Genomic DNA, 21,010 nt, shown 5'->3' with positions numbered 1-21,010 from the left:
CAAATTTGTATGCGATATAAAAAATGTATTCTGACAACTGCAGTGATGGTGTTTTCCATCACTGCGTTTAACCAGCAGAAACAACCCAATATTGTACTTTTTTTCCTGGATGATATGGGTTGGATGGATACCTCGGTTCCATTTGGAGATAGTATTTATCCCCTGAATAAACGATATCATACTCCGAATATGGAACGATTGGCGCGGGAGGGTATGAAATTCACCAATGCCTATGCAACACCGGTATGTACACCGAGCAGAACGAGTTTGCTGACTGGTATGAATGCCGCCAGACATCGCGTCACCAACTGGACCTCTCCAAAAATGGACAATCCCACTGACCAGGCTGATGAAGAATATAACCGGGCAGATTGGAATTACAACGGACTTTCGGGGTTAACGCCTACACCGCATGCTGTACAGGCAACAACTCTGCCGATGTTACTTCGTGATGCAGGTTATTTCACCGTTCATGTTGGTAAAGCACACTGGGGGTCGGCTGGAACACCAGGCGCCAATCCATATAACCTTGGCTTTCTTGTAAATATTGCCGGCCATGCAGCGGGTCATCCACAGAGTTATCTGGGAAAGGATAACTACGGAAATATACCCGGTAAAGCATCCTGGCAGGCGGTTCCTGATTTGCAGGAATATCATGGTTCGGAAACATTTCTGACTGAAGCGTTAACGCTTGAAGCAATTAAAGCGATGGAGGATCCAATCAGCAGACAGCGTCCTTTTTTTCTACATATGGCGCATTATGCAGTTCACGATCCCATCCAGCCGGATCAGCGATTTGTACAGAAATACCTTGATGCAGGATTGCCTGTTGCAGAAGCCAATTATGCAAGTCTGCTTGAAGGAATGGATAAAAGTCTGGGAGATCTGATGGATTTTCTACAACAAAAAGGAATTACTGAGAATACGATAATTCTGTTCATGAGTGATAATGGCGGATTAAGTTATACACCTCCAAGAGCCGGAACTGCGCATACGCATAATTATCCATTGCGGGCCGGTAAAGGTTCTGTGTATGAAGGTGGAATCCGCGAACCAATGCTGGTTAAATGGCCAGGGAAAGTAAGGGCTGGATCAAGTACAGCTAAACCGGTCATTATTGAAGATTTCTTTCCCAGTATTCTTGAAATGGCAGGTATTAAGGAAAGCAAGACGATTCAGCAGATTGATGGTAAAAGTTTTGTACCTGTACTAACAAATAGCAATAACCGAAAAGAAATGGATCGGGCATTGATCTGGCATATTCCAAATAAATGGCAAAGGATGGATGGTCCGGGTATCAATTATTTCAGTGCCATTCGGTTGGGCGACTGGAAATTGGTTTATTCGATGCGCAGACTTGAATTGGAATTATATAATCTTAAAGAAGATATTGGTGAGTTGCGGGATCTTGCCCACAGGTATCCGGAAAAAGTACAGCAGTTGGCAAATTTGCTTAGTGATCAGCTAAAAATCTGGAATGCACCGATGCCGGTATATAAGGCAAGCGGTAAACAGGTACCCTGGCCAAATGAAATCGGATTGCCAGTGAAACCGCGACCTAATGCTGCCCAACTGGCCTGGCAGGAAGCCGAACTCGGAATGATATTTCATTATGATTTGCATGTGTTTGATACGTCGAAATACCGACAGTCTGAAAATCGGATCCGACCGGTTGCTGACTATAATCAGTTTAATCCGAAAGAATTGGATGTGGAGCAATGGGTGCTTGCTGCTAAATCTGCAGGCGCCCGGTTTGCCTTAATAACTGCAACCCATGAAACGGGTTTTGCACTCTATCCTTCCGATGCGAATCCCTATAATGTGAAACTTTTAAAATGGAGAAATGGCAAGGCGGACTTGCTGAGAGATTTTGTTGATGCCTGCCACAAACATGGGATTAAACCGGGCGTTTATATCGGAATTCGCTGGAATTCATTTTATGGGGTACATGATTTTGTGGTGGATGGTGCTCCCGGATCAGCCATGCAAAAAAACAGGCAGGAACATTATAATCGAATGGTTGAATCCATGGTAACGGAGATCTGTACCCGATACGGCCCCTTATTTGAAATCTGGTTCGATGGTGGCGCCAGTCATCCTGCTAAAGGAGCACCTGATGTTTTACCAATTGTAAAAAAGTATCAGCCGGGTGCTCTTTTTTATCATAATGATCAGTTGGCGGAAGCCCGATGGGGCGGATCGGAATCCGGTACAGTAGCTTATCCCTGTTGGTCCACCTTTCCGTATTCGCATACAGGTTCGGGTGAGTCAGCCCTAGCTGGAATTGCTAAAAATGACTATGCATTGCTAAAACAGGGAGATCCGGAGGGTCGTTACTGGATGCCTGCCATGGCAGATGCACCTCTCAGGGGTTATAACGGGAGACATGAATGGTTCTGGGAGCCAGGTGATGAGGCCCATATTTTCCCACTTGAAAAGTTAATGGAGATCTATAATAAATCAGTGGGAAGAAATTCAACCCTCATTATTGGCATCACACCGGATAACAGGGGATTGGTACCGGATTTGGATCAGCAGCGATTGCAGGAATGGGGAAAGGCGATAGATGAGCGATTTGGTAATCCATTGGCTACAGTATCAGGTAAAGGGAAAATGATTCAGCTTAAACTTAAAAAACCGGTTACAATTAAGGATATTGTCGTTCAGGAAGATATCCTGGAAGGGCATAGAGTTAAGGCATTTCAGATACAGGGATTTGTAAAAGGTAAATGGCAGATCTTATTTACAGGATCTGCCATCGGACATAAATTTATTCATCATTTAAATGAACCGCTTTCTACCGATCATCTTCGTTTGATAGTTACTGAATCTTCGGATGAAGCAATTATTTCGAATTTTTCAGTTTATTGAGCAAATCTATTGCTTCCTGCTTGTTGGGTGTTTTTTGAATTAATTGTTCTAATAGGTGGATGGCTGTTGATTTTTCTCCAATTTGAGAGTAGGCTTAACATAGAATTTTTGTCGGGATAGCGTTCTCTGGCTACAGGTTTGCTGCCCAATGCTTTTGCCAGTTCTTCAGCAACACTTGTTGTTGAATAGGGGTTTTGCCCCGGTTATTAATCGATCGTCTATTTTGACACCGCGTTCAATCAGTTTGGTTTCAAGCAGAAAAGGGAATTCTTTCACCCATTTCTTGCCAAATTTCTCTTCTTCCTCCTATAAATATGAATGAGTGGTAACTCATCAAAAGAATCGGTAATTATTCAGGAAATTTTTTTGTTTTAGGATGGAAACTCTTCCAGGAATGCCAGAACTCCTGATATGCCTGAATCCGATCCATTTGTGTGCCAGCTAAAGGACCTTCCGTGCATTCGCCTTTTAAATTCCATAGAGATCCAGTTAGTTGGTCACGCAATTGTTGTGTTTCCTCCTTCCATTCAAAATTTATGGCATTTGTGCCAAGCATTCGATTGAAGGCATGAAAACTAACAGAATCTTTTTCCAGGACGAGGAGAACTGGTAAGTCGGGCAACGAATCCTGGATAAATTTCTTTTTAAGCAACTCATTCCAGTCGTATGCCTTGGCTGAACGATCATTGTAAATTCCAACTACCCAGGATTTAAATTTCCAGGAGGCAGAATCTCTTTTTTCCAGGCTGCTTTTAATTGTGCCTATATCAAATTCTTCCAAATCTTCATAATCCTTCATAAAAGAAGGGTCATACTGCATGATTTTAGTTGAAGGGTTGGCTTTTATCCATGCAGCGAGACTGGTTTGCTGTGATGGGATTTCATTAAGGACTGAATCTTTTAAAGGGCCGGCAACCGCTACTCCCGTTGCCTGGCGCCACCAGGACCCTGTTTTGCTGTCTTCAAACATAGCATTGAAATGATCCATTCCAACGAGTCGGAAATTTTCAGGCTGACCAGCTACAATTGGACTAAATACTCTTCCAGTTCGGCAAACAGTACAATAGGTTACCATAATGGGAATTTTTCCAACCGTGTCCCGCACCTGGTGATGATAGCCTATGATTTGAATAGGATATGCCTTTGATTCTCCATTCTGTGTAATGCCTATCACCAGTTTGCTTTCAGGTATTTTATTATCCGTTAAGGTCGAAAATATTTTTTCCTGTGGTTGAATAAACATTTTTTCTGCCAGCATTCTAAAATTGAAAAAATAGAACACTATGATATAGAGCGAGAGACCGGCGCCTGCAATAAACCTGGGCGATTTTTTAGCGTTGCGCCATGCAAGAAAAAGTGATACAGCAATGAGCAGCCAGCCAATCAAACGGAGCCAAAAGAGATTTTTATGGATCCAATAAGCAATATTAATGGTTTCATCGTACTGGCTACCGGGAAATGGCATGATAAAATAGACCCGGGTAATTTCGAGTATTATAAGAAACAGGAAACTTAGTATTAAAAATGCAATTTTCATTTTGTTATGTTAAGTGGAGTATTGATATAACCTTCATTTGCTCTGATGGGTGCTCTGTCTACGTATAATTGCCGGTCATCAGGAGCCCAGGTGGCCAGTCCGTCAACATATCGGTTAAACATGCAGAAAGCAGCAGCTATCAATACAGTATCATGAATTTCACGATCTGTAGCACCTGCACTCCGGGCTGTTGTTATTTGTTGTTCCTGAACAGATTTCCCTCCCATCTGAACACTACCTGCAATTTCCAATAATGCTTTCATTTTATCAGTTAGAGGTGCTGAAACAGCATTTGATTTGATTGCATCAATTTCGGGAATGGTTAGTTTAAGATAATGACCAGCCAGTGCTCCATGAACATTCTGACAGAAAAAACAGTCATTTTTATATGAAACATAAGTGGCGATCAGTTCACGGTCTCCTCTGCTCAATGTGTTCTCATCATCTCTTAATAGGATTTCAGCCAGTTCATTCAGAATTTTAGCTGTATCCGGACTATAAGCCATTAATCCACGTATACCGGGAAGTTCATTTTTTAAATTGATGTATGCCATTTTTATATAGATTGATTTGGTAAAACATAACCGATGCTGCTCATACGTTCACCCATTGCAACATAATCCGAAACATTATCAGGTATGGTTGTGCCAAGTCCGTCTACATAACGATTAAACATGCTGAAAGTAGCGGCAATTAAAACAGTATCATGGATGTCACGATCTTCTGCTCCGGCGGCCCTGGCTGCTTCAATGTCTTCTGGTTGTACTTCTTTTCCGAGTTTCTGCACTTTCCCTGCAATATGTAACAGTGTTTTTAATTTTGTTGTGATGGATGCAGTGGTAAAATCTTTCAACACCTCATCCACCAGTTTTTCTTTATCGCCGTACAGACACCTTGCTGCAGCAGCGTGACTCTGATAACAGAACTGACAATTATTCAGGTAAGAAACATAGCTGGCAATCAGTTCACGCTCACCTGTTGAAAGCGGGGAATCTCCTCTCAATAAAAGTTGCACCAGTTCATAAAGATATTTTCCGGTTTCCGGACGATAAATCACCAGGCTGCGAATGCCAGGAATGAATGTCGGTAATGATATATGTGGCATAAATCAGGGGTTTGCGGGTTGAATGGTAGTAGTATTATTTATTTTTTTTCTGCCGGAAGCCAGAACCAGCCAGCCTAATGGGAAAGTAAGGGAAAACAAAAAAATTGCATTTCCATAACCACCTAGTCCGGATACAAGAATTCCAACAAATAAAACAGCTGTAGCAGTAAACAGTCTCCCGATATTAAAACAGAAACCTGCGGATGAAGCACGGATAACGGATGGGAATAGTTGAGGAATATAAACAGATAGTGCTCCCTGGCTCACGCCAAAAAAGAAGGCAAGCAGTCCAATCTCCACCAGAACAATAGTATGGAAACTGGAATTCGACCTAAAAAGTACAAAAGAAAGAATGGTGCACATTCCAAAGCAAATTGCCATGGTTTTACGGATACCGAGTGCATTGACAATCCAACCGGAAAAAAAGCCACCTGTTAATCCGCCGATTCCCATTAGCATCATACTCAATCCTCGTTCTTTCTGCGCATTGGTTCCGGGAACCAGTCCCTGAATCCATGTAGGGAGCCAGGAAAATATAGCCCATAAACCAATCAGCATGCTACTGAACAGAAGAGATCCCGTCAGGAGATTTGCGCGGGTTTCTTCTGAGAAGAATCCAATATGATGCATCTGAATTTCATTGTGAGATTTATTGTATGAAGCCCGGTAGTCAGGCACTTTTATCAGCCAAATTCCTATCAGTGCCAAAAGGAGCGGTAGTACGCCTATTAGAAATCCATCTCTCCAGGATGAAATAAAAAAATTAATTAAACCTGCGGAAAATATGCCCACCGGGATTCCAATAGAAAGAATCCCGATGGTGATGCTTCTTGAAGTTGACGGCCAGATTTCACTCAGCCAGGAGAAAGAGATAACCAATACACCGCCAACTCCAAATCCACTGATGAAACGAAACAAAACTAATCCTTCCCAGCTTTGTTGAAATCCCGTAGCTATTGTTGCCAGGCCATAACATGAAATTGCTGCCAGAAGTGCTTTTTTTCTTCCTATGCGATCACTTATCAATCCCCAACTAAAACCTCCAATTGCCCAGCCATAAATAAATAAGGCATTGATATATGCTCCAATGTTAGAGAGAACGTCTGCTGGCAGGTTAAGCTCCTTAACAACTATCGGAAGGTATACTGCCATAAGGGTTGAGACAGTTCCTCCGATGATGCTGCTTAGAAAACAGATCAGAAAAAGAAGCCAATACGAAGTGCTGATTTTTTCTTGTTGCATACTGGTTATTTTAAGAGACCGTCAAAGGTGAAGGATACATAATAAATGGCACCAATTTGCGGTGATCCATAACTTTGATAAATTTGATGATTCAAAATATTACTTCCCCCAAGTTTAATTATACCGTTTATTCCGGGAAGTTTTTTATTGAGCTGAAGATCCACAAGTGAGTAGGTATTGATTCTTCCCGGACGCATTCCATTGAAAGTGCCATACCAGTCAAATGCATCCTGCCAATGCCAGCTGAGTTGAAAACCATAATTATGAAATACATTCGGGTTGCCAAATGTCATATTTGCGCTGTATTCAGGGGTATTGAATGCAGGAATATTATTTGGATTGGCATCCAGTAAATTAAAGGAAGCCCAGGTAATATTTCCGCCCAACTGGTATCCATTTTCAGTCATGTAGGTTAGTCCGGCAGAAATGCTTTGTGCAGAAACTTTATCCGCGGCATTGGTGTACAGTTGAAAAGCCCGAACATCTCCGTTTAGAATATCAGCAGCTGCATCAAAATTGGGTGTGCCATCAGCACCCAAAACATCGCTATCAGGCGCAAGTACTACTGTATTTAATATGAAGTTGGTATAATTACTATAATTGTAATTGAGGTCCAGCAATAGTTTGTTTGCAAATAATCCTTTATAACCTACCTCAAATGCTCTTTGTTTTTCAGGTTTAATATAAGGTACACTGGATTTCACCAGTAATCCTTTGTTTTCATTTACCGCCTGTGGAAAGGGTGTTCCATTCTGCATTGCTGCCCCAAAAGCTGCGCCAAAGTCACCTACAGATGCTGCCGTGAAAGAATTGGAATAGGCTGGTAATCCTTTGCTGTTATCGGGCACACCCCCAAGGATGGTGATTGGGCCTACGTTGAGGTGAATGAACTGATCAACTGGAGTTGGATTGCGAAAGCCTGATTGAATGGATGCTCGGAAATTATGTGTTTTGGCTGCAGTAAATACGGCAGCAAAACGAGGTGTGAAATAGCCGTCAAAGTTTTCGTTCTTGTCATAGCGTATGGAAGCTGTAAGTTTCAATTTATCGTCCAGTAATTTTTTACCTGCCTGAAGGAATCCTCCGAATTCTTTAATAGTGATTTTCTGATCTTTATCCTGGAATAAACTTCCATTGGTAAACATGTCATAGTAGCGGAAATTTGCACCGGACAATAGTTCAATCACCTTGACTGTTTTTGACAAATCATATTGCCCTTCTGTGTGATAAAACTTACTATTGCTGAAAACGCCTGCCCCGCTAAGTCCATAATTCTTTATGGAAGTATTTTTAGCCCTTTCATATTGGTCAGATCCGGGTAATGCGCGACCAATATCAGCAAAAGCCCGGGCTGCTGTATGATTGTTTGGATTTACACCTGTAATATTTCCGGTATAAGCTGCTTCATATCGATTGAACCACATATCGTCTGCCTGATTTGGCTGTACTATGTTTCCATCAAGATCCTGCACCCAGGTTCGGTTAATAAACTGACCCAGCGAGCGGGTATTGTAAGAATCATGAGAATTTTCTGCAACTACATAACTGCGAATGTAAAACTGATTACTCTTTAGTTCAAGCCGATGTGTTTGCAGAACAAAATTATTTAAATCAAATCGACTGCTGCCTGTATAACTGGCTGTACCTCTACCTACATTGTACTGATAAATAGCTTCTAAGTTGTTGGCAATTCTATAATGTAAGGCGCCATTCATTTTGAAACTGTATACATTGTAATTCATCAGATCTTTTTCTTCGTATCCTGTTCTTGAAACAAGTCCGATTCCTTCGATGGTACGTGAAACTTCATCACCATAGATATTGAGTGCATCACGACCAGGGTTATTGGGGCCTCGTTGGGGGGCAGGAGTCTGAGCACTAACATCAGTATAATTGGTGGCGTGCCAGTCGAGGCCGCTCAAATAGGATACATTAAGTTTAAAAGCGAATTTATTATTGAAGGCTTTGGCATATCGGGCGGCGATATCATAGAGCCCGTGAACGCCGGCGCTTTCTTCACCTATATGATTGATTCCGGTTTTTGCCTGAATGCTTAAACCCTGGTATTTGAATGGATCTTTAGTATACATTAGAAGTGCGCCATTAAATGCCATTGGTCCATATAACGCGGATGCAGATCCAGGTATGATTTCAACGTTTTCTATATCAATATCGGATGCACCGAACTGGTTGCCAACTGCGAAATTTAAACCCGGAGTCTGATTGTCTACTCCATCAATAAGTTGCAGAAAGCGGGAATTGCCTGTGCTGTTGAATCCCCGGGTATTTACCTGCTTGTAGGTAAGGCTGCTGGTAACGACTTCCATTCCTTTAATGTGTTGAAGACCATCGTAGAAGCCCAGTGATGGATTTTCGCGGATTGAGCGCTGGCTCATTTTTTCAATAGTAACCGGGGAAGAAAGTATGCTTTCCTGAATTCTTGATGCTGCGGTTACCACTTCATTCAGAAGGACGGATTTTTTATCAAGCAGAATGGCTAAGTTGGAGCCTGCTTCCTGAACCAATAGTTCTTTCTCTTCGAATCCTACTGATGAAATGATCAGCGTTACCGGAAGCTTTGTTTTGGAAAGCACCAGTCGAAACTGACCTTTGCTGTTGCTGGTTGTGCCAATTAATTTATCTTTTATCCGGATGCTTGCAGTTCCGATTGGTTGGTTGTTTTCAGAAGTAAGAATTGTTCCCTGCAGCACAATATCCTGGGCATGAACTGCAATAGTGAGAAAGAGGGAAATTATTAAAAACAGTTGTTTCATGATTGGTAGTTATTTGGTGTGAGCGCCTGGAGTCTTATTTTTTCAAGTGGTCGTAGCCTTGCGGAAGACGGTGATATCCATGGTTAACTAACCGATCGGCAAGCTGTCCGAAGTAGGAAGGGTCATCCGGAAAGGAAGTAGCCAGCCCATCTACATAGCGGTTATAAAGGCAAAAAAGAGCAGCAATCAGTACTGTGTCATGAATTTCAAGGTCGCTTGCTCCGGCAGCTTTGGCCAGTTCGATGGCATTATCGGTAACCGCTTTTCCGCTGATCCGAACCAGGCGTGCAATTTCCAGCAAAGCTTTCATTTTTTCTGAAAGCGTGGATTGCCAGTGATCAATTTTGATTTGTTCAGTAACTGCGGAGTTGCCCATTAATGCATCGGCTGCTGTAGCATGTGCAGTTGTACAAAACCTGCATTCGTTTCCATATGAAACGATGGTTGCGATTAATTCGCGTTCCGCTTCTGTTAAGGAATTTGGACCGCGTAACAGGAATTGTGTCAACTCCCGAATGGGAGCAGCTGTATCCCTTCGATATTCTAAGAGCCCGGTTATTCCGGGCAAATGGGTTGCTAATGGAATATACGGCATAGCCTTTCTTTTCAGATGGATGAATGACATTTAACACCAATTGCTGGTGTATGCGAATAGACAATGGAACTGAAATCAGGCTATAGGGGGATGGATCTGTTCCCCTGTATATCCACTCATGGGAACAATGCAGTAGATTTCGTATTCCCTGGTAAGATTGATTTGCGGAGATTCTATTTGGTAGGACGTTATTTTTTGATTGAAACCGAAAAGCAGGTTTGCTTTTTTAACAATGGAATTGTTTTCAGTATCATCACACGGTAGATTATTCAACTTTTTATTCACTTCCTGCCGGGCCGCAGCAAGTTTGTTCATATTCTGATTAGGAAGGCATTTTAGGTAAATGGTATCCTGGCTGATTTTTATTTTTACATAACTGTAATATTTACCATTGATTTCAAGTTGACCATCTTCTCTGCGATAATCCGGCCAATCATTATTATAGGGAACCTGGAAAGGGAATTTGACTTCGATTAATTCTTCCTCCTGATATTCATGTCTGTCCAGTTGTTGAATCAACGCATTAGTTGTTTTGGCTTCCAGATAGTCAAACAGCCAACCATAGCCTGCCAGATTGATAAGGCATACAGACAAAAGTAATATGGCAAAAAACCGTTTCAGCAATTAGTTTTAGTGAATATAAATAATTTAAATAGCATGTTTGCTAAGTTTTAGGGTAATCTTTGAGGCAGGATCATAATTTTCCGAATGTTGTTCTCCTTTTTCCCACTTACCTGCAGATTATAAATACCAGCTGGTAATGCTTGAAGATTTATGGTTTGTTGGCCGGACAAATTTCCATTTTGTTGTTTTACAAGCTGTCCGGTATTGGAAAAAAGCCGGATTTGTTGGATTGGGTAATTTGCCTGAATGGTTATTTGCTGTCGGGCGGGATTTGGAAAGAATCTTATGGATCCAGGATTGGCTGTAAGACTTCTGGGTGATTCCATTAATGGGTTTACCGCTGCTGCTGCATTTAATTGTCCGGTTGGTTTTTCCATTAATCGGATCAGGCTTGGATATTGACTGGAATTTCCAGCTTGGCGGCTGACTAAACTTGCATATATGTTTTTACTGCTGATTATTCTGAAGGATAAGGCACTATCTCCACTCATAACCAGATCATTCGGATTTAAGGAAAATCGGATAAACTGATTGGCGGAGATTTGAGTGGCGGTTTGGACGAGGTTCCCAGCAATGGGTGCATTGTTCCAGGTAATGGCACCGATCACTGAATTATTGGCTCCCTGATAATTCCCTGTGCCTTCAAGCCAATTATTCGTATTAAGTTGATACAGCAGGTATTGGATACTGGTATCGCTCGCAGTTGCAAATACCTGCAGGTGTGCCTTCATCGTTCTTCCGATTTCCCCCCTTCTGTCAAATTGCAGATAGGGAATTTGATGATCTGTGCTATTATTTCGGATGGCCAAATAACCGGCTGCTCCAAAGTTTTTATCGGCAGAGCCTGCGCCTGAACGAATCCATGAATCACGGGCAACAACCAGGGTGTCATACTGGTATTGATATTGTCCTTCTCTGCCATGGAGCAAAAGTGCCGGCTGATAGTGGGAAGTTGCGTTTTCTCTAGATCCAAATTGCGCATCGGTGGTGCTGCCGATTGCGGTGGAACTAATCCGGATACCCCATTTTTTGCTGCCAGCCAAGGTTGAATGGATGAGGGAGGTAACGGGAATCAGCAGTGTATTTCCGGCTGATTGTCCGGGTAGAGTTGTGATCAATTGTCCGGCTACCGGTTGATTATTCCAGGTTACACCGGTTTCTGTCCAGTTGTTGTTAGTGATTTCATGGATTTCCCAATTGGTGGTTTGAACCGTTGTGTTGGCATTGGTGATATAAAGGCGAAGAAATGCGCTGTCTACCGATCCACTAAAATTAGAGAGATCAAATTGCAGGAAGGCTTTTCGCGAATAACCGCTGCCATCTGTTTTTATTACCAGATTTCCATTTGGATAATTGGTATTAGCATAGGAGCCGTCTCTCACAAAAGCATCTGCATTGGCTATAATTGTTGCAAGTACGGGGGAGTTGGTTGGGGGCGTATAAACCATGCTTGAAAGATTGATTTCGCCCTGGACAGAGCCCCCTGCCTCTAAATTTTCGGGGAGGGAAGATTGAAACTGGCGCATTGTACCAAGTGCTGGATTTTCAACGGCTAGCCATGCCTGCTGAAGAAGCTGAGTTGGATCTGCAATGCTTACCTGAATTGTATTGGAATGAATATTTGTTAAGAGCAGGATACATGCTTGTCCGGTTTTAATCTTAACTCCATTGAATTGCAAACTGTCTGCCTGATGAAAAACAGCCTGTAGTTGATGAAGTGAATCGTGGTAGACAGCCTGAATTGATGGCGAGTTGGAGATTATTTGAATTACTGATGTATCATATTGCTGAAGGTTTGTAAGAGAGGTTCCGGGTAAAATCGAGTAGGCATAACTGTTATTAACTGGTTGCGTTCCATGTTTCCACCAGAGCTTGAATACATCTTTTGTAATTAGTTCATCGCTGTACCCGGTGTTGATACTTTTTTGGGTTCCGGATTGCGATTGATTGCTCAATTGCAGATTGCCGGATGTGTGAAGATAATAGCCCACATTGTTATGGTATACCCATTTAAGGTTACCGTTAAAACTGTGATTTCCAATTGTCAGGGTTGATTCGCCGGAACTGGTTTTTATATTAACTGATCCATTTAACAGGCATTGATTTAGTGTTGTATTGATTGGCTGGCTGGCTGTTGAAATGATGCCTGTACCCAAACAAACTACCTCTCTGTCGAAAAAGAACCAGGCTTTTTTTGCTTGTGTAGTATAATCATTCATGGCAAATGCGGATGCACCATATTGGCCATTGGAAACTGCGCCAACAAAACTGGCGGTGCCGGGATTGGTCCCCCAGGAACTGCGGACAGGATAGGTCGTTATTTCAGGAACCGTTGTGCCGGGAATTTTATTCCATTCCCAGACAGGATAGATATTGAAGTATTCATCACCATTTACTGCTATGAAATTGGCGCCATCACTCAGGTAATATCCTTTAATATTTTCGCCGTTTCCCATTTCAGCTTTTACGGTTCGGGTTGAAACAGCTCTTACTGAGAAAAGGAAAGATGCTCGATGGTGTACCATGTAATCGCTTCTCCAATAATGGACGTTTTCGGGACTAACCATATAAGATGGCGGCTGGTTCCCGTTCATACGGTTGAGTGTTTGTTCATAGTAGTTATAATACTGAGCTAAATCGATGGCCTGAACTTTACGAATAAGCGATGAATCTGCGCGTCCGGCATTAGGGCGACTGATGCTACGATTATAAACATTAAAATCAGTGAATCCACCCCTGCTCACTTTCATGAAACCGTTCCGGACCATATTGGAGAAGAGGACCATTTTTTCGGAGCTGAATGCATAGCCGGTTCCGGTAACATAGGCCGCGATATTGGAAATGCCGGAAATGTATTCGCGCCCGTATCCATAAAGATAAAGTTGGGCTCCATGTGCGCGGTAGGAATGATCGGATTGGATACCTTCTCCACTTGAAACGAGAATGGAATTGGAGGTAGCCGTCACTGCCTGGTTGAGGAGCGATTGGTTTTGTGTAAGGCAGGCCCGCATAATATAATGTTGGGCAACATCGGTCAGGTTGGACCCGTCTTTGGCCGGTGACTGCGTGATAGGTGTGCCTTTGGTCATCCAACTGATCAGGGAAGAGTCAAGTAATGCCGGCAGCGGAACGGGACTGTAACGCATAGCAATCAGAATGGTTCCGATGTCTTTTGGGACGGAAATGCTTAGGTAAAACCAATTGGTACTGGTTGGGGCTGGTGAAAGGGTAAGCCAGTATTGTAGGGTGTTGATGATTTGCTGGCGCAGCGTATCGTTTCCATAAAAACTGCTTTCGGGTCGGGAATAAGCTCTGGAGAGTGTGCTTATTCTGACGAAATGATTCCCTGGTTGCCAGTTAGTTTGGGCCGTTGAACCGTAATTGATATCGTTCCAGGAACCGTTGTTTTGAAGAGAGGATCGAAGGCTTAATACGCTGGAATCATGGGATGCTACGGTTCCGTTAGAGAAGCCGGCTCTGATTCGGTCCATAATGGTGTTGAAATCGGAGGGTGCTTGTGCGTGTACAGGTTGGTTTAAGAGGGAAGTCAGAAGTAAGATTAGGGCGAAGCGTGTTTTTTGAAAAGTCATGGCAGGTCGTATTAGTTCCTTTAAAGTAGACTCAAACCGCTTTTCTATAGGGGTATTAATTCGGCTATATAGGGGGATAAAAACGGCAAGGTGTCAGACACCAGTTACAACTGGTGTCTGACACCTCTCTAACACTGTTCTAACACCTGTCTGACACCTAATACCCGGGGTTGGGTGAGATATTGGGGTTGGCATCCCGTTCGGCCTGCGGTATGGGCAGGAGACGTTTGTTGAAGAGGTAGGGAATATCGCGGGCAGTTGAAGGGAAATTGGCACTCCGCATAATCGGACGCTTCAAGCGGTTGAGATCATGGAACCGTTGTCCCTCAAATGCCAGTTCTTTCCTGCGCTCGATCAGAATATCTTCCAATAATACATCTCCGGAGGAAGTGTAGCCTGTAAAGGAAGGATCACGTCGGGTTGCAATTTCGTTGAGATAATTGCGGGCTGCTGCATCATCGGTGCCAAGAGAAGCTTCTGCTGCTATCAGGTATAACTCACTTAGTCGAATAACCTTCGTGTCATCCCGGTCGGTAGTTATATTAGTATACTTGTTTACAAAAACTGCTGGTGTTCCGCCCCGGATACCTTCTGACAGCAATGATTTCCGAACATCTGTATCTGAAAAAAGTGCAAACAGATCATCAGCACATAAAAAATCTCCGTAACCATTTTGATTGTAGATATAACCAAGTGCATCAAAACCCAGGTTCGATACTCCATCAGATGAGATTTCAAAAATCGTCTCAAGTTTATTGGTTAGCGGAGCGGGGTTTCTCCAGTATGCCACATAATTATCGTCCTCTATAAGAGTAAACTCATTGGAATTGATCACTTCCAGCGCAGCTGTGCGGGCGGATGTTTTATCGCCTTTGGTCAGGTGTACCCTTGCCTCGATTGCTTTTGCAGCAAACTTACTGATGCGGGATGAATTACTGTAGCTACCTAATAAAGAATATGCCTGACCGAGATCGGAAAGTATCTGTGTATATACTTCGGCTACCGATTTTCTGGAAGGTTTTATATTGGGACTAAATTCAAGTATGATTGGAACGCCATCAGCGGTTGGACTCTCCGTATAAGGCCGGGCAAAAAATCGAAGCAATTCAAAATATATTAATCCACGAATGCCATAAGCTTCCCCTTTGTAGATTTTTACATTGTCCGTTTCCTGAATATTTGCATTGATGATATTATTGGTTCGTAAGATCACATTATAAGCTGCAGTCCACATATTCAGTGCATTTCCATCTGCTACAGACATGGCATATTGATTGTACAGTGTATATCGATTGGAATTAGAAACGGATTGATAGGTTATATCACCCATAAGATCGCCTAATAGGGGAATGGTTCTTCCATAAAGATCGAGGTTGCGTAATCCGGCATAAGTTCCCCTCACGGCAATCAGCAGATCCGCTTCACTTTGGATGGCAGATTCCACAGGTAATGCATTGTAGGGTTTTTTCTCCAGGTAATCTTTACTACAGCCAGCCGTCACCGTGAGAATGAAAGCGGTGATCAATATATTTATTTGAATACGTTTCATGATGTTCATAATTAAGATGTTTAAAATCCAAGGTTTAAACCTACCGTGAGGGATTTAGGGATAAAAATGTTCAGATTTGTCTGACTGCTGATTCCCTGTTCAGGATCCCATGGAAGATTTTTATCGCGAACCCATGTCCATAGATTGGTTCCTCTAACATAAAAATTGGCAGAACCAATGCCAATGCGTTTCAATACCTCTGATGGCAGCTGGTAACTCAGGGTAATATCGCGCAACCGTATATAATCTGCTTTGTAGAGATAAAGCGTCGAGGCATTTTGTGCCAGTTTATTTCCACCGTAAACATATCTGGGCAATACCGCCTGATCGCCTGGCTGTTTCCAGCGTTCTTCGAACTGACGCAATACTTTATTAAATGCACCTCCATTTCCACTGCCCATGTAAAAACCAGCCCATGCATCCTGTATATAATTTCCGGCATTGTAATAGAGTTGTGCATCCAGTGTAATGTTTCTGAAACGCAGACTATTATTGATGCTGCCGAAATATTTTGGAGAGGCAGATCCGAAAATGGTACGCTGCGCTGCATTCCAGTTATTGGTTGTTTCTTTTTTGGATGCATCCGTATACCAAAGCGGATCTCCATTTGCAGGATCTACACCTGCCCATAATCGGACATAAAAAGATTGAAAATCATAGTCTGGCCGACGAATAAAAATACCGGCCAGAATGTCCTGATTGTTTACCGTTTCAAGAATTTTATTTTTGTTATAAGCATAATTAACAGAAATGTTCCATTCGAAATTTTTGGTTCGTACGGGTACCAGTCCAAGATTCAACTCGATTCCTCTGTTTTCCATGGAGCCAAAATTTCCACGGATGGTAGAGAATCCTGAAGTGCGCGAAAGCGGCGCATCAAGCAGCAGTTCGGTTGTTTTTCGGATATAATAATCTGCATTAAGAGTAATCCTGTTTTTCAGAAATGCGAGATCCATTCCAATGTTCAGTGGTTTGTTTAACTCCCAGGTAAGGTCCAGATTCCCGATTGTATTGGGTGCACTTCCAGGTTGTTGGTTATAGTTAAACCCGAATGCATAGGTCGGTTGCCAATCATAATTGCCTATAGAAGCATTTCCATTTGTTCCATAGGAGGCCCTTAGTTTAAACTGTTCAATCCACTCCAAGGACTGAATAAATGTTTCCCGGTCCAGATTCCAGGAAATACCTGCTGACCAAAAATTTCCATATCGATTATTTATTCCAAAACGACTGGAGCCATCTCTTCTGAAACTACCAGAAACTATAAATCTGTCTTTATAATTAAAATTCAAAACAGAAAATGCAGATGCGAAAGCATAATCTGACCCTGTTGCGCTTGCTGTAATTGGTGTGGCTGCTACAACTGGTAAAGTAAGTGCTGTTGTTGCAGGAAAGCCTTCTGCCTGAATGGAACTCTGGAAAGTTTTTGAATCCTGGGCTTCATATCCCAATTGGAGATTCAGGGTAATATCTTTTTCCTGGTTGAAGGTTTGCTGGTAATCCAATAAATTACTCCAGGTATAGTTGAATATACGCGTATAGAAGGAAAATCCACGGCCATTGGTGTTCAGGCCATCGCCGTGGAATGGATTTTCATAGTTGTTTTCTTCAAGTACATTATAATCAGTTCCTATTCTTGATATGAATTTAAGATTATTGAGAATTTTATATTCAGCACTGAAACCTCCACGTACGCCCAATTGTTTAAGTCTACGGTTGTCCAGCTCTGCTGTTGCAACGGTATTAAATAAGGCACCTGGACCAAAATCAGGTGCCGTGATATTCAGTGAACCATCAGATTTACGGGCAGCGCGTGATGGCAAAAGGAAATATGAAGTAAGGATAGGATTACCGAATGCACCCCCGGCAAGAGGAGATGACTGATTTACAAATCCGGCTGTTATATTGGTTGATAAAGTAAGACGTTCGGTTGCTTTATTTACCAGACTGATGGCTCCATTGTAACGTTTGAAACTACTTTGAATACTGGTTCCATCCTGCCTGAAATACCCTCCTGATATATTAAATGTGGTTCGATCATTTCCACCTGAGGCACTTAGATTTACCTGTTGCTGAGGAGATTTTCTTGTTGTTGCATCCAGCCAGTTGAAATCGACACCATTGCCAAAGCCAAAGTTGCTGCTCATAATACCATCCACATTTCCAGCATTGGCTATACCTGCATTGATCAGTCCGTCTCTGGTTAAATCAAAATATTCAGCCGCTTTTAGTGGACGATAATTATCATTGAAATAGGCGATATCGTTCTGTCCGGCTTCCATATCTAAGCGGAATCTGGTTTTACCTGATTTTCCTTTTTTGGTAGTAACCAGGATCACACCATTTGCGGCACGTGATCCATATACAGAAGCGGCTGATGCATCTTTAAGAACGGAAATGCTTTCAACATCATTCGGGTTTAATGTGCTCAGCAGGTTGGCAGAGGTAGTAGCGCGTGATGCATCTCCGGTATTAACTGGAATGCCATCGATTACCCAAAGTGGTTCTGAGCTGGCGTTGATGGAGCCGATCCCGCGAAGGCGGATCTGTTGAATGGAGCCGGGTGCTCCGGAAGCTGCTGCAGATTGGAGTCCGGGTACCGCCCCCTGCAGTGCTTTATCAATGGAGGTAAAGGGGCGGTTCTCTATATCGGCTGCTTTTACCGTATTGATGGCGCCCGTAAGTTCCGGTTTTTTTAAGGAGCCATAGGCTACCACCACAACTTCTGAAAGGTTGTCTGAACTTGCCTGGAGCTGAATGCTCAATGGAAGATTGGTGATGGCAATTTCTCTGGAACTGAAATTTACGGAACTGATCACCAATGTTTTTGCATTATTGGGAACCAGGATACGAAATTTTCCGGCACCATCTGTACTGGTTCCTATCCGGGTTCCTTTGACCAGAATATTGGCATTGGAGAGAGGTTCTCCTCTGGAATCCATAACCGTTCCGGTTACTTCCTTGTCTTGTGCCAAAACCTGCCCTGCAAAGACAAACAGGCACAATAGTGCGATCATGCATTTACTTCTCATACTGTTAGAATTGGTTAATTGAACCATTGAAATTAGCGGGCAGTTTAATCCTGATTGGACAGATTCAATCAGGTGACCAAAACACCGTACAGATAACATTAACTAAAGTATGAGCGGCATGTGTATCGAAATAGCTGAAATTCAGATGCTGATAGAAAAGTAAACGGGATGTAGAAACATCCCGAGAACGTTACAAATCAATATTAATGTAACATGAGAAAATTAGTAGGTAAGTATGTAACCAGTGCTAAACTACAGTAAGAATCAAAAGGCCTGTCCGATTTTCAACGAACAGGCCTTTCTTATCAACAGATGGTTTCTGTTGATCAATTATGATTTGAAATCAATAACTCATCTCAACAATTTCTTTTACTTTTTCGATGGTTACAATGCCATTTTCTCCCAATGCAAGCCAATTACGATTGGTAAATCTTTCCTGGATAATTCCTGCAGTTTGTTTATAATCGGCAGTATATTCTGATAATTTGGTTTTAACGCCCAGTGAGTGGAAAAAGTCAACAGTTTTCTCAATACCTTCAGTTGCTTTTTCTTCTAATGTGCCTACACGGATATCCCATACCCGTTCAGCATATTGCGCCAGTTTCTCTTTTTTATTCGAAAACATCACGCGGTATAAATTAGGGCCAATTATAGCCAGCGTTTGGGCATGATCGATACCATATAAGGCAGTGAGTTCATGTCCGATCATATGGGTGGCCCAATCAGTTGGAACTCCCTGTGCAATCAATCCGTTTAGTGCCATGGTGCAGGACCACATAAAGTTGCCAGCGCTGATTTCATCAGAAGGATTAGCTAAAATTTTCGGACCAATTTGAATGAGGGTTCGCATAATGCCTTCTGCAAAATTATCCTGAATTGGTGCATCGGCAGGATAGGTCATGTATTGTTCTAAAACATGGCTGAATGCATCAATTACGCCATTCGCTATCTGTATTTTAGGCAAGCTGCTTACAACCGCTGGGTCCAGAATGGAAAAGGCAGGGAAAACCAATGGAGAACCAAAGGAAAGTTTTTCGCGGGATGATTCCCGGCTAATTACGGAGTTGCCATTCATTTCTGATCCTGTAGCAGGAAGTGTGAGAATTGCTCCGATTGGAACTGCCATCTTTTGTTTTGCTGCGGTACGATTTACCAATATTTCCCAGGGATCTCCACCTTCATAGGGTATTGCCAGAGCAATGAATTTGGCTGCATCCAATACGGACCCGCCCCCCACTGCAAGGATAAAATCGATTTTTTCTTTCCGGCCCAGCTCCACCGCTTTCATGAGAGTTTCATATCTGGGGTTGGCTTCGATGCCGCTGAACTCAATCACCTTATAGGTTCCGATTTCAGCCATTGCCTGGTCATAAATCCCGTTTTTTTTAATGCTTCCGCCTCCATATGCAAACAATATGGTAGCATTTTCAGGAATATTGTCTTTTAATTTCTGGATCTTCCCCTTGCCAAACAGGATTTTGGTGGGGTTTCGGTATTCAAAACTGTTCATTGTTTTTTTCTTTTAACAAAGATAGAACCGAGTTGTTTGATACTGCTATTAATTTGTTGGCTCAACAGCTGGCCTCCCGGAGCCATGAAAAAGAAAAAGCAGGCATCCGAATAATATGTTAAGAGCGGGAATCATGGCAGGAAAAGCATCGCCAGAAAGGACATGAACCCCGACAGCAATTATAAAATGAAAAACTAAGACAGCAGCAGCAGGTCTTGTTTTATAACCGATTAAAAGTAGAAAACAGGCGATCAATTGGGAATAAACAGATACAAGAGCACTGGTAAGTGGAATTGGAAATCCCTGGGACAGCAGATAATCTCGGAAAGCCAGCATCCTGCTCCAGCTAAGAATATTGTCCTGAACGCCATAAAGAATCTGAAGGCTGATAAAGATCCGGTAGATAAATATTCCGAAATGCTGTTTTGTTTCGAATAGATTCATATTGTATAGTTTAGAGAAATTGAAAGTAATTCCAAGCCATATTCTAAAAAGGGTTTTCTGTAGGTCAGCTTGGTTTATTTGTTCGTGTCAGTTAAAAAAGACTGAAGTTTTTCTCTACGTTTAAGCTGTTTCCTGGT

13 protein-coding genes are annotated in these 21,010 nt (G+C 42.4%); 1 reads left to right on the top strand and 12 read right to left on the bottom strand.

Going from position 1 to position 21,010, the window contains the following annotated elements; genetic code table 11:
- Positions 1–9 precede the first annotated feature (9 nt).
- On the top strand, positions 10–2,871 hold the full coding sequence (locus tag B2746_RS18580) for a sulfatase-like hydrolase/transferase (RefSeq protein WP_290797247.1): 2,862 nt from the start codon (positions 10–12) through the stop codon (positions 2,869–2,871).
- 349 nt (positions 2,872–3,220) lie between these two features.
- Here B2746_RS18580 and B2746_RS18575 read toward each other — a convergent pair whose 3' ends face one another.
- The 12 genes from B2746_RS18575 to B2746_RS18520 all read right to left on the bottom strand — a co-directional run bounded on the left by B2746_RS18575 (position 3,221) and on the right by B2746_RS18520 (position 20,873).
- On the bottom strand, positions 3,221–4,408 hold the full coding sequence (locus B2746_RS18575; RefSeq protein ID WP_290797243.1) for a DUF3179 domain-containing (seleno)protein: 1,188 nt from the start codon (positions 4,406–4,408) through the stop codon (positions 3,221–3,223).
- Positions 4,405–4,962, bottom strand: coding sequence for a carboxymuconolactone decarboxylase family protein (locus B2746_RS18570; RefSeq protein WP_290797240.1), 558 nt, complete (start codon positions 4,960–4,962; stop codon positions 4,405–4,407). The genes B2746_RS18575 and B2746_RS18570 overlap by 4 nt, the downstream gene beginning before the upstream one ends.
- Before the next feature lie 2 nt (positions 4,963–4,964).
- The gene (locus tag B2746_RS18565) at positions 4,965–5,513 is read right to left on the bottom strand and encodes a carboxymuconolactone decarboxylase family protein (RefSeq protein ID WP_290797238.1); all 549 of its coding nucleotides are present in this window, start codon (positions 5,511–5,513) and stop codon (positions 4,965–4,967) included.
- A 3-nt stretch (positions 5,514–5,516) separates the two neighbouring features.
- Positions 5,517–6,755, bottom strand: coding sequence for an MFS transporter (locus B2746_RS18560; protein ID WP_290797236.1), 1,239 nt, complete (start codon positions 6,753–6,755; stop codon positions 5,517–5,519).
- Between the two features lie 5 nt (positions 6,756–6,760).
- Positions 6,761–9,529, bottom strand: a complete 2,769-nt coding sequence (locus B2746_RS18555) for a TonB-dependent receptor (protein ID WP_290797233.1) — start codon at positions 9,527–9,529, stop codon at positions 6,761–6,763.
- 34 nt (positions 9,530–9,563) lie between these two features.
- Positions 9,564–10,154, bottom strand: a complete 591-nt coding sequence (locus B2746_RS18550) for a carboxymuconolactone decarboxylase family protein (protein WP_290797230.1) — start codon at positions 10,152–10,154, stop codon at positions 9,564–9,566.
- 45 nt (positions 10,155–10,199) lie between these two features.
- Complete coding sequence (locus tag B2746_RS18545; protein WP_290797227.1) at positions 10,200–10,718, bottom strand: hypothetical protein; 519 nt, start codon at positions 10,716–10,718, stop codon at positions 10,200–10,202.
- 77 nt (positions 10,719–10,795) lie between these two features.
- Positions 10,796–14,239, bottom strand: coding sequence for a polysaccharide lyase family 8 super-sandwich domain-containing protein (locus tag B2746_RS18540; protein WP_290797223.1), 3,444 nt, complete (start codon positions 14,237–14,239; stop codon positions 10,796–10,798).
- Between the two features lie 256 nt (positions 14,240–14,495).
- Positions 14,496–15,887 carry a RagB/SusD family nutrient uptake outer membrane protein gene (locus B2746_RS18535; protein WP_290797220.1) on the bottom strand — a complete coding sequence of 464 codons (1,392 nt, stop codon included), beginning with the start codon at positions 15,885–15,887 and terminating at the stop codon, positions 14,496–14,498.
- 20 nt (positions 15,888–15,907) lie between these two features.
- Positions 15,908–18,919: a SusC/RagA family TonB-linked outer membrane protein gene (locus B2746_RS18530; protein WP_290797217.1), complete on the bottom strand. Its 3,012-nt coding sequence runs from the start codon at positions 18,917–18,919 to the stop codon at positions 15,908–15,910.
- Positions 18,920–19,262: 343 nt separating this feature from the next.
- Positions 19,263–20,429 carry an iron-containing alcohol dehydrogenase gene (locus tag B2746_RS18525; protein ID WP_290797215.1) on the bottom strand — a complete coding sequence of 389 codons (1,167 nt, stop codon included), beginning with the start codon at positions 20,427–20,429 and terminating at the stop codon, positions 19,263–19,265.
- A 48-nt stretch (positions 20,430–20,477) separates the two neighbouring features.
- Complete coding sequence (locus tag B2746_RS18520; protein ID WP_290797213.1) at positions 20,478–20,873, bottom strand: DoxX family protein; 396 nt, start codon at positions 20,871–20,873, stop codon at positions 20,478–20,480.
- Between the last annotated feature and the right edge of the window lie 137 nt (positions 20,874–21,010).

The organism is Flavihumibacter sp. UBA7668, assembly GCF_002483205.1.
GTDB lineage: Bacteria > Bacteroidota > Bacteroidia > Chitinophagales > Chitinophagaceae > Flavihumibacter.
This window is presented reverse-complemented; position numbering and strand designations above follow the sequence as displayed.